This is a genomic window from Streptomyces sp. NPDC052079 (genome assembly GCF_040680275.1).
Lineage (GTDB): Bacteria > Actinomycetota > Actinomycetes > Streptomycetales > Streptomycetaceae > Streptomyces.
Genome location: NZ_JBFAWL010000016.1, coordinates 45,072 through 58,345, shown reverse-complemented (window position 1 = coordinate 58,345; position 13,274 = coordinate 45,072). Strand labels below are relative to the sequence as shown.

The window sequence follows — 13,274 nt, the reverse complement described above, 5'->3', positions numbered from 1 at the left end:
GTCCCCGGCGGCGAGGCGGTATGTGCGGTTACGTCCGGTTACGCCATGCTCTGTTTCCATGATCCGCAACTGGGGCGCATCGGCCGCCACGGCGATCCGGGGCACCTCCGCGCCGGTGACCCGCACCCTCATCGTGCTGTGCTGCCTGGTCTTCCTGATCGGCCCCGCCTCGGGATTCCATCCGGCCGACGGCTCCGGGGAGGAGCTGCTCGCGGCACAGCGGGCCTATTTCCGGCGCTGGGGCGTGATCCCCGCAGACCTGTTCGAAGGATCCCCCGGAGCCGTCCTCACCCCGGCCACGGCGCTGTTCGTGCACGGAAGCTGGGTGCATCTGCTCGGCAACATGCTGTTCCTCCACGTCTTCGGAGCGATGGCCGAGGCACGGATGGGCCGGGTGCGGTTCACCCTGTGCTACGCCGGGTGCGGTTATCTGGCGCTGCTGGGGTACGCCGCTGCCAACGCGGAGTCCGAGCGGTCCCTGGTCGGTGCCTCCGGGGCGATCTCGGCGGTGCTCGGCGCGTTCCTCTTCCTGTTCCCGCGGGCGCGGGTCACCAGTCTTCTGCCGTTCCTGTTCTTCCTGCCGGTGCGCCTGCCGGCGTGGGTGGTGCTGCCGTTCTGGGCGGCCCTGCAGTGGGCGGCGGCGGGGCGGGCGGCCGACGGGCCCGGGGTGGCGTATCTGGCGCACCTGGTGGGGTTCGCGCTGGGCTTCGGCTGTGCGTGGGTGTGGTTCGGCAGGGCGACTACAGTGAAGTCCGCGTCCGCCCCTGCTCCGGCCCCCGAGGGAGAGAACCAGCCGTGATCACCGCGATCGTCCTCATCAAGACCAGCGTGGACCGGATTCCCGAGATCGCGGAGCAGATCGCCGCGCTGGACAGTGTCAGCGAGGTGTTCTCCGTCACCGGGACGTATGACCTCATCGCGATGGTCCGGGTGCGGGAGCACGAGGATCTGGCGGAGGTCATTCCCGGGCGGATCAGCAAGATTCCGGGGGTGGAGGGGACGGATACGCACGTCGCGTTCCGGACGTACTCGCAGCATGACCTGGAGGCGGCGTTCGCCATCGGGCTGGACAGCTAAAGCCTGTCGCGGTGCGGGCGGGTTTTTCGCCCCCGCCGCCCCTTCCCGTCCCGTCCCCGGGGGCTGCGCCCCCAGACCCCCCTTCGGCCCTTCGGGCCTCGTCCTCAAACGCCGGACGGGCTGGCATTCAGCCCCTCCGGGCGCCGTCGCGCAGCAGTTCGCGTGCCGCGCGTACGAAGCGTTCCACGTGTTCGTCCGGGGTGCCCGCGCCGAAGCTGATCCGGATGGCGTTGAGCGACTTCTGCCCCGGCGCCCCGCACTCGCCCTGGGGCCCAGGGGCGCTGCCGAGGAGGCGCCGGACCAGCGGGTGGGCGCAGAAGAGGCCGGCCCGTACGCCGATGCCGTACTCGGCGGACAGCGCGGCGGCGAAGTGGGAGCTGTTCCAGCCCTTGACGACGAAGGCCAGCACACCGACGCGCGGCGCTTCGGCTCCGAACAGCGACAGGAACCGCACCTCCGGAACGTCCGCGAGCCCTTCGCGCACCGTGCGGATCAGCCGCTCCTCGCGCGCGGCCAGCGCCTCGAAGCCGGCCTCGGTGAGCGCCTTGCAGGCGGAGGCGAGGGCGTGGGCGCCGATGACGTTGGGCGAGCCGGCCTCGTGGCGGGCGGCGCCGTCGTGCCACTCCACGTCCACTCCCCCGTCCGCGCGCCGGGTGACGGTGCGGCTGGCGCCGCCGCCCGCGAGATAGGGCTCGGCCGCCCGCAGCCAGTCGGCACGGCCGGCGAGCACACCGGAGCCGAAAGGCGCGTACAGCTTGTGCCCGGAGCAGGCGACCCAGTCGACATCGAGGCCCCTGACGCTCACCGGGTGGTGCGGGGCGAGCTGGGCGGCGTCCAGCACGATGCGCGCACCGTGCGCGTGGGCGGCGGCCAGTTCCCGTACCGGCCACAGCTCGCCGGTGACGTTGGAGGCGCCGGTGACACAGACCAGGCCCGGGCCGTGCGGGTCCCGGTCGGCGAGGGCGCGTTCCAGCGTGAACTCCCGTGGGCAGGCGGAATCCTCGCGCGAGCGGACGTGGCTCGAGCGCGGAGGAGTAAAGGAAAGGGGTGTGCGGAGGTGGGGCTCGGCAGCCCTAGCGCATTCGCTTGCTCACGGGAGGCTCCTCGATGACCGCGCTTGCCGTGGGCCTTGCTGCTCACGGCCTGGTCTTCACCCGGGGCACCCCGCCACGGACGGAGGGTTGCCGGACAGCCGGCCGGGGCCTGATGGCTGTCACTCATGACCTGGGAAGGAAAGTACGTGAGGTGACCGATGCCCCGCAACCCGTATCCGGATCGCGGGACATGGCACCGTGGGGCGGCTCACGCGTTGCTGGCGGCCACCCAGCGCTCCAGGACCCGCTTGGCGGCCCCCGAGTCGATCGCCTCGGCCGCCTTCGCCATCCCGGCGCGGATCTGTTCGGTGAGCGTGCCCGGGCCCGGCTCCAGGGCGACCAGCGCCGCCGCCGAGTTCAGCAGCACCGCGTCCCGTACGGGGCCCTGTTCGCCGTCCAGCACGCGGCGGGCGACCTCCGCGTTGTAGGAGGCGTCGGCGCCGCGCAGGGCCTCGACGGGGACGAGGTCGATCCCGACGTCGCGCGGGTCGAAGGTCTCCTCGTCGACCTTGCCGTCGCGGACCACCCACACCTTGGAGGTGGCGGTGGTGGTCAGCTCGTCCAGGCCGTCGTCGCCGCGGAACACCAGCGAGGAGTGGCCGCGTTCGGCGAAGACCCCCGCCATGATGGGTGCCATCCGGGGGTCGGCGACTCCGACCGCCTGGGCCTTGACCTTCGCCGGATTGGCCAGCGGGCCGAGGAAGTTGAACACCGTGCGGATGCCCAGCTGGCCGCGGGCGGCGGCGACATGGCGCAGCGCCGGGTGGAACTTCACGGCGAAGCAGAAGGTGATCCCGGCCTCCTCGGCGACCTCGGCGACCCGGCGCGGGGTCAGTTCGAGATTGACGCCGAGCTTCTCCAGGACGTCGGAGGCGCCGGAGGCGGAGGAGGCGGCCCGGTTGCCGTGCTTGACGACCTTGGCGCCGGTGCCGGCCACCACGATCGAGGACATGGTGGAGATGTTGACCGTCTTGGCGCCGTCGCCGCCGGTGCCCACGATGTCGACGGTCGCGCCCGGCACCTCGATCACGTTGGCGTGGTCGTACAGCGCCCGTACACAGCCGGTGATCTCCTCCACCGTCTCGCCCTTGGCCCGCAGGGAGACCGCGAAGCCGGCGATCTGCGCGTCGGTCGCCTCGCCGCGCATGATCAGATCCATCGCCCAGGCGGTGTCGTCGGCGGACAGGTCCCGGCCGTCCAGCAGTCCGTTCAGCAGGGCAGGCCAGGAGCGGCCCGCCGCGGTGTCGCCTCCAGCGGGGGTCACAGCGCTCATGGCCGCTCCTGATGGTCGTGGATGAGTCCAGGGGACCCGGAGGGGTCCCGGGCTCCACCCTATCCAGCTCCGGAGACGGCGAAGGGCCCCCGTCCGGAGAACGGACGGGGGCCCTTCGCCGTCGTGTGGCGACTGGGGTGAGGCGCTGAAGGCGATCAGTGGTGGCCGTGGCCGCTCGTGATCTCCTTGTACTCCTCGACGGTCGGCTTCGGGATCTGCGCGTCCTCGCCGTAGAAGCCCTTGCTGAGCTTGGCGCGCAGCTTCTCGGTCATCTTCACCTTGCGCCGGACGCCGTTCTCGTCGACCTCCGGGCCGATCTCGATCGGCTTGGGCTGCTCGTGCGCGGTGAGGGTGTACAGCTGCTCCTGGCTGAGCGGCTCGTGCACCTCGATGAACTCGCCGTGCGGCAGGCGCTTGATGATGCCCGTCTCGCGGCCGTGCAGCACCTTCTCCTTGTCCCGGCGCTGGAGGCCGAGGCAGATCCGCTTGGTGACGATGAACGCCAGGATCGGAGCGACGAAGAACGCGATCCGTACGAACCAGGTGATGGCGTTGATCGACAGGTGGAAGTGGGTGGCCCAGATGTCGTTGCCACCACCGACGAGGAGCACGAAGTACAGCGTGATCCAGGCGACACCGAAGGCGGTACGCGTCGGGGCGTTGCGCGGGCGGTCCAGGATGTGGTGCTCGCGCTTGTCACCGGTGACCCAGGACTCGATGAACGGGTACACGGCGATGGCGACCAGGACCAGCGGGAAGATCACCAGCGGGATGAACACACCCAGGACGAGCGTGTGACCCCAGAAGTTGATCTCCCAGCCCGGCATGACACGGACCAGGCCCTCGGAGAAGCCCATGTACCAGTCCGGCTGGGCGCCCGTGGACACCATGTCGGGCCGGTAGGGGCCGATGGCCCAGATCGGGTTGATCGTGGCGATCGCCGAGAGGGCCGCGAGCACACCGAAGACCAGGAAGAAGAAGCCTCCGGCCTTGGCCATGTACACCGGGAGCAGCGGCATGCCGACGACGTTGTTGTTGGTCTTGCCGGGACCCGGGAACTGCGTGTGCTTGTGGTAGACGACCAGGATCAGGTGCGCCACCACGAGGCCGAGCATGATGCCCGGCAGCAGCAGGACATGGATCGAGAAGAACCTGGCCACGAAGTCGTCGCCGGGGAACTCGCCGCCGAAGAGGAAGAACGAGAGGTACGTGCCGACGATCGGCACGGACAGGATCGCGCCCTCCATGAAGCGGATACCGGTGCCGGAGAGCAGGTCGTCCGGGAGCGAGTAGCCGGTGAAGCCGGTGAACATGCCCAGGACGAACAGCAGGAAGCCGAACAGCCAGTTGATCTCGCGCGGCTTGCGGAACGCGCCGGTGAAGAACACGCGCATCATGTGCACGAACATGCCGGCCAGGAAGACCAGCGCGGCCCAGTGGTGGATCTGCCGGATGAGCAGACCGCCACGGATGTCGAAGCTGATGTCCAGCGTCGACTTGTAGGCCTCACTCATCAGCTGTCCCTGCAGCGGCACGTAGCTGCCGTGGTACTCCACCTCGTTCATCGACGGGTGGAAGAACAGCGTCAGGTACACACCCGTGAGGATGATGATGAGGAAGCTGTAGAGGCAGACCTCGCCCAGCATGAACGACCAGTGGTCGGGGAAGATCTTCCGCATGTTGGCCTTGGCCAGGGAGTAGATCCCCAGCCGGCCGTCAGCCCAGTCGGCGACGCGTTCGCCGGCCGGTGCCTTGCCGCGCGAGCGGGACTCGGGGGTCGTTGTGGTACTCATCCGCGCTCCCAGAAGGCAGGACCGACGGGCTCGTCGAAGTCGCCGAGCGCTTCGAGGTAGCCCTCGTCGTTCACGCCGATGCGCAGCTGCGGCAGGGCGTGACCGGCGGGACCGAAGATGACCCGGGCACCGTCGGCAAGGTCGAAGGTGGACTGGTGACAGGGGCACAGCGCGTGATGCGTCTGCTGCTCGTACAGGGAGATCGGGCAACCGACGTGGGTGCAGATCTTCGAGTACGCGAGGATGCCCTCGTGGGACCACTCGAGCGACCGCTTGTCCTTGATGTTGTCCGGCTGGATGCGGACCAGCATCAGCGCGGCCTTGGCGATCTCGGTCTGGAATTCGTGGTCGTGCTCCTCCAGGCCCTCGGGCTTGGCGAAGGTCAGCGAGCCCACGACGAGGTCGGACGGCCGCAGCGGCTCGTTCGTGTTCATGTTGACGAGCAGCTTGCCCTTGGACCACAGGGTGTGGCGCAGCTTGGTCCCGGGCAGCGGCCCGAGGTCGCGCAGCAGCACCACGCCGGAGAGCGGGAACAGGGCGAGCGCGCCGAACATCGTGTTGCGGATCAGCTTGCGACGGCCGAGCGCGGACTCCTTGGCACCCTGGCGGAAGTCGTCCATGACCTTCGCCTTGACCTCGGGCGGGGCCTCGATCGGGTGACGCTCGTCGGCGAGCTCGTGGTCCGACATCAGCGTGCGGGCCCAGTGGACCGCGCCGGCGCCGATGGCGAACATGGCGATACCAAGGGTCATGCCGAGCGCGAAGTTCAGCGCGCTGATGTGGCCGAGCGGCCAGATGTAGACCGACTGGTCGACCGGGATCGTCACATACGCGGCGATGAAGCCGGCGGTGGCCAGCATCGACAGCGTGAACAGCAGGGCGACCGTGCGCTCGGACCGCTTGGCGGCCCGCTCGTCGATGTCCTGGACCCGGGGCTCGTGCGGGGGCAGGCCCGGGTCGGCGAACGGGTTCTTGTCGTCCGCCAGCTTCACGGCGCCGTGGGCGGTGTCCCGCGCTGCGGGCAGGTTCTCTTCGGGAATGTCTTGGCTACTCATGACTTCTTGGCCTTTGCGGTCCGAGCGGCGACCCAGACGGCGAGCGCGATCAGCGCGCCCATTCCGACGACCCACGCGAACAGGCCCTCGGAGACCGGACCCAGTCCGCCGAGCGAAAGGCCGCCAGGGCTTTCGGACTTGTCGCTGTTGACCGCCTGCAGGTACGCGATGATGTCCTTCTTGTTCTGCTCCGACAGCGTGCTGTCGGGGAAGGAGGGCATGTTCTGCGGGCCGGTGAGCATGGCCTCGTAGATGTGCTTCGGCGCGACGCCCTCGAGGCTCGGGGCGTACTTGCCGTGCGTGAGCGCACCACCCTTGCCGGTGAAGTTGTGGCACTGCGCGCAGTTGTTGCGGAACAGTTCACCGCCCTTGGCGCTGTCGGCGCCCTCGGGGCCGTACTGCTCCTCGGTGGGGACGGCCGGGCCGGCGCCCAGGGAGGCGATGTACGCCGCCAGCTGGTCGATCTGGGCCTGGGTGTAGACGGCCGGCTTGTCCGGGATCTGCGCGGCCTGCGAGGTGGCGGCCGGCATACGCCCGGTGCTCACCTGGAAGTCGACCGCGGCGGCGCCCACGCCCACCAGGCTCGGACCGTCAGTGGTGCCCTTACCGCCGGTGCCGTGGCAGCTGGCGCAGCCGACCGCGTAGAGCTTCTTGCCCTCCTCGATGGTGAGGGACTGGGCGGTTTCGTCGGCCTGCGCCTTGTCCGCGGGTGCGAACACGGCGTAGAGCCCCCCGGTGCATGCCAGCGCGAGGAGTAGGACGACGAGCGCCGCCAGCGGGTGGCGTCGTCGTGCGGAGAGCTTTTTCACGGATTACCCCGGTGTCAGGATCTTCTGCGTCGATGCTTCTGGTGGGTGCGCTGCGTGCAGCGCGCGGATGTGGGCCCGCTACTTGATCATGTAGATCGTGGCGAAGAGGCCGATCCAGACGACATCGACGAAGTGCCAGTAGTAGGACACGACGATGGCCGCGGTCGCCTGGTCATGCGTGAACCTCCGAGCCGCGTAGGTGCGGCCCAGGACCAGCAGGAAGGCAATGAGACCGCCCGTCACGTGCAGGCCGTGGAAGCCGGTGGTCAGGTAGAACGCCGAGCCGTAGGGGTCGGAGGAGAGGGACAGTCCCTCGTGCTTGACCAGCTCGGTGTACTCGAACACCTGACCGCCGATGAAGACGGAGCCCATGATGAAGGTGACGATGAACCACCCCCGGAGCTTCTTCACGTCACCCCGCTCGGCGGCGAACACGCCGAGCTGGCAGGTGAGCGAGGAGAGCACCAGGATCGTGGTGTTCGTCGCCGAGAACGGGAAGTTCAGCAGGTCGGCCTTCTCCGACCAGAAGTCGGGTCCCGTCACCGATCGCAGGGTGAAGTACATCGCGAAGAGGGCCGCGAAGAACATCAGCTCGGAACTCAGCCAGATGATGGTTCCGACGCTGGTGAGGTTCGGCCGGTTGACCGACGGGTGCGCGTGCCCGGTATCTACTGTCGTTGCTGTCGCCACGCCGACATTATGTCGGTCGCTTATCCCGCCCTCACTCCCGGGGGTGCTGTTCGGAGTGTTCCCCCCTCCTGGACTGCCCGGATGGCCCACCGGGGACCCTCGGCGGGACCCGTCGAAGAGGTGTCCGAACCAGTGTTGACAAGCGGTCCGAGGGGGTAGCATCCGCGCCATCGGTACCCGAAGTTCCCGACAGAGCCGTGCCCTCTTTCTTACGCGTGGAGGAACAATGCAGGCGACCGCCACGGTGCTGGTCTACAGCGACGACGCCAACACCCGGGAGCAGGTGCGCCTCGCCACCGGGCGGCGGCCGGCTCCGGACGTGCCCGTAGTGGAGTTCGTGGAGTGTGCCACCCACGCTGCCGTCCTCACGGAGCTGGAGCGGGGCGGCATCGACGTGTGCGTGCTGGACGGTGAGGCGGTGCCGATGGGCGGCATGGGGCTGTGCCGCCAGATCAAGGACGAGGTGTTCAACGCTCCGCCGGTGCTGGTGCTGATCGGGCGGCCGCAGGATGCGTGGCTGGCGACGTGGAGCCGGGCGGAGGCGGCGGTCACGTTGCCCGTGGAGCCTGTGGAGTTTGCGTCGGCGTTGGCGTCTTTGCTGCGGGAGAAGCGGTTGCAGAGCGCCTGAGGGGGCGGGGCTTGCTGCAGAACGGCGGCTGCGGGTCCGTTGGGGCTTGTCGCGCCCGCGCGGCGGAGCCGCATATCGATACAGCCCCGCGCCCCTAGGTGGCCTATGCCGCCCTTGGCTCAAGACGTGCGGTGTCTTGGGTGTTCGGGGCCTTGGTGGTGGTCAGGGCGCTGCCTGCTTGCCATTTGGGCCAGTCGAGGTTCCAGTCGCCGAAGCCGTTGCCGAAGGGTTCCATCATGTCGCCGCCCGAGTTGACCACCTCGACGATGTCGCCCTGGCGGACGGTGTCGAAGAACCACTCGGCGTTGGCGGTGCTCATGCCGACGCAGCCGTGGCTGACGTTGGCGTAGCCCTGGGAGCCGACGGACCACGGGGCGGCGTGCACGTACTCGCCGCTCCAGGTCACCCGGGTGGCGAAGCGGACGTTCAGATCGTACGACTCCGAAGAGCCCTCGGCGATGCCCACGGTGGAGCTGCGCATGCGTACGAGGGGTTCCTTGGCGAGGACCACCTTGACGCCGTTGCGGGTCTCGAAGCCGGGCTTGCCGGTGGTGACCGGGATCTGCTTGATCTCCTCGCCGTTCTTGAAGACCGTCAGCTGGTGCGTGGCGGCGTCCGTGAGCGCTATGACCCGGTCACCGGTGCGGAGTGTCAGCGGCTTGGACGCGCCGCCCCGGAGCCGGTCGCCGACCTTGATGCCCTCCAGGTTGCTGCGCACCTCGATGGTGGCCTGGGTGGGCCAGTAGTCCCTCGGCCGGTAGTGCAGCTTCTTGTCGTCGACCCAGTGCCAGGTGCCGGTCACGGCGGGCGTGGAGTCGACCTTGAGGGCGCGTTCCACGACGGCTCGTTGCGCCGGCTCCTTGACGGGCTCGTTGAGCTCGGCGGTGACGGGCTGGCCGACTCCGTAGGTGCCCGCCTCGGGACCGAAGGTGACGGTCAGGCGCTTGTGGGCGCCGGGCTTGCCCGTGGTGAAGGTGATGACCTTGCGGCCGGGGGCCCCGTCCTCGTCCTCGGTGCTCACCCGGACCGTGTACTGGGCGTCGGCGGCCAGCGGGGTGGTGCTGTGCCAGCGGCTGCCGTCGGCGGCCAGTTCGCCCGCCACGTGGCGCCCGGTGGCGTCCACGGCGCTGACGTCCGTGATCCGTCCGTCGGAGTCCTTGGCGACGATCTCCAGGGGCTTGTCGGGGTCGGCCGGCTTGTCCCCGTCCGCGGAGACGCTGAAGGAGATCTGGTCCGCCGCGTCGTACGGCTCGGCGGACAGCGGGTTGCCGCCGGAGAAGCAGCCGGTGACGCCCGCGCCGAGAACGAACACCAGCAGCGCGCGGCCGACGACGCGGCCCCGGCCGGCGCCCGCGCCACAGGAGGACTCTGTGTGTCTCATGGCCTCACCGTAGGAAGCGGCGCGGGCCTTGGCTCTCTGGACGGCCCGAACGGGTGAGGCCGTAGGGAAAAGCCAGGGGCCCGGACGCTCCTGACGGAGTGTCCGGGCCCCTACGTGCCATTCGGCGTGTTACTGGGTGCGGTTCTCACCGCGGTAGTACTCGAACACCCAGCCCCAGATGCCGATCAGGAGCAGCGGCGCCGAGAAGTACAGCAGCCACCAGCCGATCGCGACGCCCATGAAGGCCAGGGCGCCACCCACGGCGAGGGACAGCGGCTGCCAGCTGTGCGGGCTGAAGAACCCGACCTCGCCGGCGTCGTCGGCGACGTCCGCTTCCTTGTTGTCCTGCGCGCCCACGTCGACCCGCCGGGCGGTGAAGCCCAGGTAGAAGCCGATCATGATGCTCAGGCCGAACGCCAGGAAGAGGGCGGTGGTGCCGACCGGCTCCTTCGACCACACGCCGTAGACCCCGGCCATGACGAGGAAGAAGACGCTCAGCCACATGAACATCTTGCCCTGGATCTTCACTTGCCGGCCTCCTTGCCGCCGGAGAGGGCCTTCTCACCGTGACCGGCGTTCTCGAGCTCGTCGAGTGCGGCGATCTCCGGGTGGTGCAGGTCGAACGCCGGCGATTCGCTGCGGATGCGCGGCAGGGTGATGAAGTTGTGCCGCGGCGGCGGGCTGGAGGTCGCCCACTCCAGGGAGCGGCCGTAGCCCCACGGGTCGTCGACGCCGACCGGCTTGCCGTACTTGGCGGTCTTCCAGACGTTGTAGAAGAACGGCAGCAGCGACAGGCCGAGCAGGAACGAGGCGATCGTGGACACCGTGTTCAGGGCGGTGAAGCCGTCGGCCGCCAGATAGTCGGCGTACCGGCGCGGCATGCCCTCGACACCCAGCCAGTGCTGGACGAGGAAGGTGCCGTGGAAGCCGATGAACAGCGTCCAGAAGGTGATCTTGCCGAGCCGCTCGTCCAGCAGCTTGCCGGTGAACTTCGGCCACCAGAAGTGGAACCCGGCGAACATCGCGAACACCACGGTGCCGAACACCACGTAGTGGAAGTGCGCCACCACGAAGTAGGAGTCGGAGACGTGGAAGTCCAGCGGCGGCGAGGCCAGGATGACGCCGGTCAGACCACCGAAGGTGAAGGTGATCAGGAAGCCCAGCGTCCACAGCATCGGCGTCTCGAAGGAGAGACTGCCCTTCCACATGGTGCCGATCCAGTTGAAGAACTTCACACCGGTCGGGACCGCGATCAGGAAGGTCATGAAGGAGAAGAACGGCAGCAGCACACCGCCCGTGACGTACATGTGGTGCGCCCACACCGTCACCGACAGACCCGCGATCGCGATGGTCGCGCCGATCAGACCCATGTAGCCGAACATCGGCTTGCGGGAGAAGACCGGGATGATCTCGGAGACGATGCCGAAGAACGGCAGCGCGATGATGTACACCTCGGGGTGGCCGAAGAACCAGAACAGGTGCTGCCAGAGCAGCGCACCGCCGTAGGCCGAGTCGAAGATGTGTGCGCCGAACTTGCGGTCGGCCTCCAGCGCGAACAGCGCGGCGGCGAGCACCGGGAAGGCGAGCAGCACCAGCACACCGGTCAGCAGCACGTTCCAGGTGAAGATCGGCATGCGGAACATCGTCATGCCCGGAGCGCGCATGCAGATGATCGTGGTGATGAAGTTGACCGAGCCGAGGATCGTGCCGAAGCCGGAGAAGGCCAGACCCATGATCCACATGTCGGCGCCGATGCCCGGCGAGCGGACCGCGTCCGACAGCGGGGAGTAGGCGAACCAGCCGAAGTCGGCCGCGCCGTCCGGGGTGAGGAAGCCACCGACCGCGATCAGCGAGCCGAACAGGTACAGCCAGTAGGCGAACATGTTCAGCCGCGGGAACGCCACGTCAGGGGCGCCGATCTGCAGCGGCATGATCCAGTTGGCGAAACCGGCGAACAGCGGCGTCGCGAACATCAGCAGCATGATCGTGCCGTGCATCGTGAACGCCTGGTTGAACTGTTCGTTCGACACGAGCTGCAGGCCCGGCCGGGCCAGCTCGGCGCGCATGACCAGGGCCATGACGCCGCCGATGACGAAGAACACGAACGACGTCACCAGGTACAGCGTGCCGATCGTCTTGTGGTCGGTGGTCGTCAGCCACTTGACGACGACCTCGCCACGGCTCTGGCGCCGCACCGGCAGCTCGTCCTGGTAGTGGGACCCTGCTGCCGCGGCACCCTGGGGTTCGTTGAGGATGCTCACAGGATGTTCGCCTCCCGGTTCCTCTCGTGCTCCGTCTGGGCGATGCCAGCGGGCACGTAACCGGTCTGCCCCTTCTTCACAAGGTCCTTCAGGTGCTGCTCGTAGCGCTCGGGGGAGACGACCTTCACGTTGAACAGCATCCGGGAGTGGTCGATACCGCACAGCTCGGCGCACTTGCCGAGGAAGGTGCCCTCACGGTTGGGGGTCACCTCGAAGGCGTTGGGGTGGCCGGGGATGACGTCCTGCTTCATGAGGAACGGCACCACCCAGAAGGAGTGGATGACATCACGCGAGGTCAGCACGAAGCGGACCCGCTTGCCCTCGGGCAGCCACAGGGTGGGGCCCGGGTTGTTGGTCTGCGGGTTCCTGGTACCAGGGATACCGCAGTCGTAGACACCGCCGGCGTCGGCCGGGAAAGCCTTCTTGTAGCGTTCCGGAACCGACTCGAGATCCTTGGACGTCTTGGCGTCGCCCGTGGAACCCTCGACGTTCTCGATGTAGTTGAAGCACCAGCTCCACTGGAAGCCGACCACGTTGACGGTGACGTCGGGATTCTTCTCGAGCCTCAGCAGCTCGGATTCGTCACGCGCGGTGAAGTAGAAGAAGACCGAGACGATGATGAGCGGAACGACCGTGTACAACGCCTCGATGGGCATGTTGTACCGGGTCTGCGGAGGAACCTCCACCTTGGTGCGGCTGCGCCGGTGGAAGAAAGCACTCCACAGGATCAGGCCCCACACGAGCACGCCGACGACGAGCGCGGCGGCCCAGGATCCCTGCCACAGGGAGAGGATCCGCGGAGCCTCTTCCGTGGTGGGGGTGGGCATACCGAGGCGGGGGAAGTCCTCCCACGTGCAACCGGTGGCGGTCGCCAGGACCAGGCCCGCGGTCAGTGCCTGCAGCAGCTTTCGCCGCATCGGGCGCCGCGGCATGGGGGTACCTCCCACGCCCTTCGGGCCGTGGGGGAGGTCGGAGCCGTTGGGACTCACGTAGCGCCTTCCCGAGAGTCTCGCCCGCGCGGATGGTGGCTGCGGCCTTCTCGCTGGTCGGTCGCCGCCCTGCGTCGGGCAGGGGTTTGGATGTTTATGCGGACCAAACCCTAGCCGACGCCTTTCGGGGCGTTGCGAGGAGGGGGGCTTAGTGGGTGGGACGGTTCGCTGATTTGGCGGGTGCGGGACGTCGCGGGCCGGTCGCGCGGTTCCTTGTGCCCCTT

Annotated in this window: 12 protein-coding genes, 1 pseudogene and 1 riboswitch; of the genes and pseudogenes, 3 read left to right on the top strand and 10 right to left on the bottom strand. The window is 68.4% G+C overall.

Going from position 1 to position 13,274, the window contains the following annotated elements:
- The first annotated feature begins 58 nt into the window (after nt 1–58).
- The gene (locus AB0L56_RS22335) at nt 59–799 is read left to right on the top strand and encodes a rhomboid family intramembrane serine protease (RefSeq protein ID WP_361036537.1); all 741 of its coding nucleotides are present in this window, start codon (nt 59–61) and stop codon (nt 797–799) included.
- Nucleotides 796–1,077, top strand: coding sequence for an Lrp/AsnC ligand binding domain-containing protein (locus AB0L56_RS22330; RefSeq protein WP_006136621.1), 282 nt, complete (start codon nt 796–798; stop codon nt 1,075–1,077). The genes AB0L56_RS22335 and AB0L56_RS22330 overlap by 4 nt, the downstream gene beginning before the upstream one ends.
- 127 nt (nt 1,078–1,204) lie before the next feature.
- Here AB0L56_RS22330 and AB0L56_RS22325 read toward each other — a convergent pair.
- The 6 genes and pseudogenes from AB0L56_RS22325 to AB0L56_RS22300 all read right to left on the bottom strand — a co-directional run.
- Nucleotides 1,205–2,065: pseudogene (locus AB0L56_RS22325) on the bottom strand (aminotransferase class V-fold PLP-dependent enzyme); the annotation flags it as partial.
- A 120-nt stretch (nt 2,066–2,185) separates the two neighbouring features.
- Nucleotides 2,186–2,302, bottom strand: a riboswitch (SAM riboswitch).
- A 77-nt stretch (nt 2,303–2,379) separates the two neighbouring features.
- Entirely contained in the window at nt 2,380–3,444 is a 1,065-nt protein-coding gene (gene trpD / locus AB0L56_RS22320) for an anthranilate phosphoribosyltransferase (protein ID WP_365425643.1), read from the bottom strand.
- A gap of 155 nt (nt 3,445–3,599) precedes the next feature.
- A complete protein-coding gene (locus AB0L56_RS22315; RefSeq protein WP_365425641.1) occupies nt 3,600–5,237 on the bottom strand; it encodes a ubiquinol-cytochrome c reductase cytochrome b subunit in 1,638 nt (545 codons plus the stop codon).
- Nucleotides 5,234–6,292 (bottom strand): Rieske 2Fe-2S domain-containing protein, encoded by a 1,059-nt coding sequence (locus AB0L56_RS22310; RefSeq protein ID WP_365425639.1) that lies wholly within the window; start codon nt 6,290–6,292, stop codon nt 5,234–5,236. Before AB0L56_RS22310 ends, AB0L56_RS22315 begins: the two co-directional genes overlap by 4 nt.
- Nucleotides 6,289–7,101, bottom strand: coding sequence for a c-type cytochrome (locus AB0L56_RS22305; protein ID WP_361036526.1), 813 nt, complete (start codon nt 7,099–7,101; stop codon nt 6,289–6,291). The genes AB0L56_RS22310 and AB0L56_RS22305 overlap by 4 nt, the downstream gene beginning before the upstream one ends.
- A 78-nt stretch (nt 7,102–7,179) precedes the next feature.
- Complete coding sequence (locus tag AB0L56_RS22300) at nt 7,180–7,791, bottom strand: heme-copper oxidase subunit III (protein WP_361036524.1); 612 nt, start codon at nt 7,789–7,791, stop codon at nt 7,180–7,182.
- 226 nt (nt 7,792–8,017) lie between these two features.
- Between AB0L56_RS22300 and AB0L56_RS22295 the strand changes: the two genes are divergently transcribed.
- Complete coding sequence (locus AB0L56_RS22295) at nt 8,018–8,419, top strand: hypothetical protein (protein ID WP_361036522.1); 402 nt, start codon at nt 8,018–8,020, stop codon at nt 8,417–8,419.
- Between the two features lie 103 nt (nt 8,420–8,522).
- Here the strand turns inward: AB0L56_RS22295 and AB0L56_RS22290 are convergent, their stop codons facing one another.
- From AB0L56_RS22290 to coxB, 4 genes are all read right to left on the bottom strand, one after another.
- Nucleotides 8,523–9,800, bottom strand: a complete 1,278-nt coding sequence (locus AB0L56_RS22290) for an Ig-like domain-containing protein (protein WP_365425637.1) — start codon at nt 9,798–9,800, stop codon at nt 8,523–8,525.
- A 129-nt stretch (nt 9,801–9,929) separates the two neighbouring features.
- The gene (locus AB0L56_RS22285) at nt 9,930–10,328 is read right to left on the bottom strand and encodes a cytochrome c oxidase subunit 4 (RefSeq protein WP_361036518.1); all 399 of its coding nucleotides are present in this window, start codon (nt 10,326–10,328) and stop codon (nt 9,930–9,932) included.
- Nucleotides 10,325–12,061, bottom strand: a complete 1,737-nt coding sequence (gene ctaD / locus AB0L56_RS22280; RefSeq protein WP_361036516.1) for a cytochrome c oxidase subunit I — start codon at nt 12,059–12,061, stop codon at nt 10,325–10,327. The genes AB0L56_RS22285 and ctaD overlap by 4 nt, the downstream gene beginning before the upstream one ends.
- Nucleotides 12,058–12,993 carry a cytochrome c oxidase subunit II gene (gene coxB, locus AB0L56_RS22275; protein ID WP_361036514.1) on the bottom strand — a complete coding sequence of 312 codons (936 nt, stop codon included), beginning with the start codon at nt 12,991–12,993 and terminating at the stop codon, nt 12,058–12,060. Before coxB ends, ctaD begins: the two co-directional genes overlap by 4 nt.
- Nucleotides 12,994–13,274 lie beyond the last annotated feature (281 nt).

Coding starts and splice junctions, on each gene's coding strand:
- AB0L56_RS22335 (WP_361036537.1), top strand. CDS start 59: ATGATCCGCAACTGGGGCGCATCGGCCGCCACGGCGATCCGGGGCACC.
- trpD (WP_365425643.1), bottom strand. CDS start 3,444: ATGAGCGCTGTGACCCCCGCTGGAGGCGACACCGCGGCGGGCCGCTCC.
- AB0L56_RS22315 (WP_365425641.1), bottom strand. CDS start 5,237: ATGAGTACCACAACGACCCCCGAGTCCCGCTCGCGCGGCAAGGCACCG.
- AB0L56_RS22310 (WP_365425639.1), bottom strand. CDS start 6,292: ATGAGTAGCCAAGACATTCCCGAAGAGAACCTGCCCGCAGCGCGGGAC.
- AB0L56_RS22295 (WP_361036522.1), top strand. CDS start 8,018: ATGCAGGCGACCGCCACGGTGCTGGTCTACAGCGACGACGCCAACACC.
- AB0L56_RS22290 (WP_365425637.1), bottom strand. CDS start 9,800: ATGAGACACACAGAGTCCTCCTGTGGCGCGGGCGCCGGCCGGGGCCGC.
- coxB (WP_361036514.1), bottom strand. CDS start 12,993: ATGCCGCGGCGCCCGATGCGGCGAAAGCTGCTGCAGGCACTGACCGCG.